The sequence below is a fragment of the Nocardia sp. NPDC052112 genome, from assembly GCF_040680135.1.
In the GTDB taxonomy this organism is placed as follows: domain Bacteria; phylum Actinomycetota; class Actinomycetes; order Mycobacteriales; family Mycobacteriaceae; genus Nocardia.
Map to the genome: position 1 here is coordinate 1 of NZ_JBFAWD010000060.1, position 2,109 is coordinate 2,109.

2 protein-coding genes are annotated in these 2,109 nt (G+C 67.0%); both read left to right on the forward strand.

The features are described from left to right. Window positions 1–798 precede the first annotated feature (798 nt). The gene (gene carD, locus AB0L58_RS42710; RefSeq protein WP_011206964.1) at window positions 799–1,287 is read left to right on the forward strand and encodes an RNA polymerase-binding transcription factor CarD; all 489 of its coding nucleotides are present in this window, start codon (window positions 799–801) and stop codon (window positions 1,285–1,287) included. A 2-nt stretch (window positions 1,288–1,289) separates the two neighbouring features. Continuing rightward, complete coding sequence (ispD, locus tag AB0L58_RS42715) at window positions 1,290–1,994, forward strand: 2-C-methyl-D-erythritol 4-phosphate cytidylyltransferase (protein WP_364397376.1); 705 nt, start codon at window positions 1,290–1,292, stop codon at window positions 1,992–1,994. The last annotated feature ends 115 nt before the right edge of the window (window positions 1,995–2,109 follow it).

Below are 2,109 nucleotides of genomic sequence, written 5' to 3' on the forward strand. Positions count from 1 at the left end.
GCCGTCGAGACTCGCGACTTCGTCGCATGCGCTTCGACGACTCGGACGCGAGACGGGCCGCGAACGGTCGCTCGTAAGACTCGCTCGGTGGTGGTCACTGATAGCGGGGTGTTCGGCACCGGGTGTAGGCGCGTCGGATGGGTGAGTCTCGTGTCTGCGGCGCATACGCTTCGACGGCTCGGACGCGGGACGGGTCGCGAACCTCGCTCGTAAGACTCGCTCCGTGGTGGTCACTGCTAGCGGAGTGTCCGGCACCCGACGTATACGCGCCAGACGGGTGAGTCCCGTGCCTGCGGCGCATCCGCTTCGACGGCTCGGACGCGGGACGGGTCGCGAACGGTCGCTCGTAAGACTCGCTCCGTGCTGTCGCTCCGTGCTGTCGCTCCGTGCTGTCGCTCCGTGCGGGTCGCTCGGCACTTGGTGTACACGCGCCGGATGGGTGAGTCTCGTGACTTCGTCGCATGGGCTTCGACGGTTCGGACACGGGACGGGCCGCGAACTCTTCGGTCGCTCGGCGGTGGTTCCCAGAGCTGGCAGGTTCGGACACTCCGAGCTCGGCATCCGTTGCGTAACGGTTTTCCGGATCGGCGGCGGAGTTGCGGACACGCTGCTGCGGTCGCGGACCGTCCGGCGTGCTGTCCGTGTCGGTCGATAACCTGTTCTGGCACAACGCAATGCACACCGCGCCGGTTCTGTCAACCCCAGCGGGCGGCTCGTTGTGGCCCTGACCTGCACAGTTGATCGCGCCGTTACCGAGTCGCATGTTAAACTGTGAACATCGAAAGGGGCACGGGACACATGATTTTTAAGGTCGGAGACACCGTCGTTTACCCCCACCACGGAGCGGCGCTGATCGAAGCAATCGAGACTCGCACCATCAAGGGTGAGCAAAAAGAGTATCTGGTCCTCAAGGTCGCCCAAGGTGACCTGACTGTTCGCGTTCCCGCAGAAAACGCCGAATATGTCGGCGTGCGCGACGTCGTCGGCCAGGAGGGTCTCGACCGAGTCTTCCAGGTGCTGCGTGCGCCGCACACCGAAGAACCGACTAACTGGTCTCGCCGCTACAAGGCCAACCTGGAGAAGCTCGCCTCCGGCGATGTGAACAAGGTGGCCGAGGTCGTTCGCGACCTGTGGCGTCGGGAGCAGGACCGCGGTCTGTCTGCGGGTGAGAAGCGGATGTTGGCCAAGGCCCGGCAGATCCTCGTCGGTGAGCTCGCGCTCGCCGAGGGGACCGATGACGGCAAGGCCGAGACGCTCCTCGATGAGGTTCTCGCCGCGGCTTCCTGACCGTGAACGTTTCTAACAGCGACGGATCCGTCGTTGCGTTGGTTCCTGCCGCCGGCCGGGGCGTTCGTCTGGGTGAATCCACACCCAAGGCGTTCGTCACGGTCGGCGGCAGACCTATGGTCCGGCTGGCCGTCGACGGCCTGATCGCCTCCGGGGTGGTCGACCGGATCATCGTGATGGTCCCCACCGAACTCGTCGAGAGCGCCGTTGCCCTGCTGCCGCCCTCGGGGTCGGTGCGCGTGGTCATCGGCGGCGCCGAGCGCACCGATTCGGTGCGCTGCGGTATCGCCGCCGCCCCCGATGCCGCCCACTTCCTCGTGCACGATGCCGCCCGCGCCCTGACCCCGCCCGAGCTGATCGCTCGGGTCGTCGCGGAGCTGCGCGCGGGCGCCGAAGCCGTCGTGCCCGCATTGCCGGTGGTCGACACCATCAAATCCGTCGACGCGGGCGGCGAGGTCACCGGTACGCCCGACCGCGCCGGTCTGCGCGCCATTCAGACTCCGCAGGGTTTCGCCGCCGACTTGCTGCGCGCGGCCTACGCCGACGAGCGCCTGCAGGCCACCGACGACGCCGGTCTGGTCGAACTGCTCGGCACCCGGGTGCGCACCATTCCGGGCGACCCCATGGCTTTCAAGATCACTACCCGGCTCGATCTGCAGCTGGCCAATGCCGTGCTCGACGGCGCACGGGCGGCGGGTTCGGCATGAGTGAGCGCAGCGAGCGAACGATCAACACAGCCATGTGCATGGTCACGCCGGAGCCGAGTGTTAGCGAGGCGGGGGCATGAGTGAGCGCAGCGAGCGAACGATCAACACAGCCGTG

Excerpts from the sequence above, each read along its gene's own strand:
- carD (WP_011206964.1), top strand. The coding sequence starts at position 799 with ATGATTTTTAAGGTCGGAGACACCGTCGTTTACCCCCACCACGGAGCG.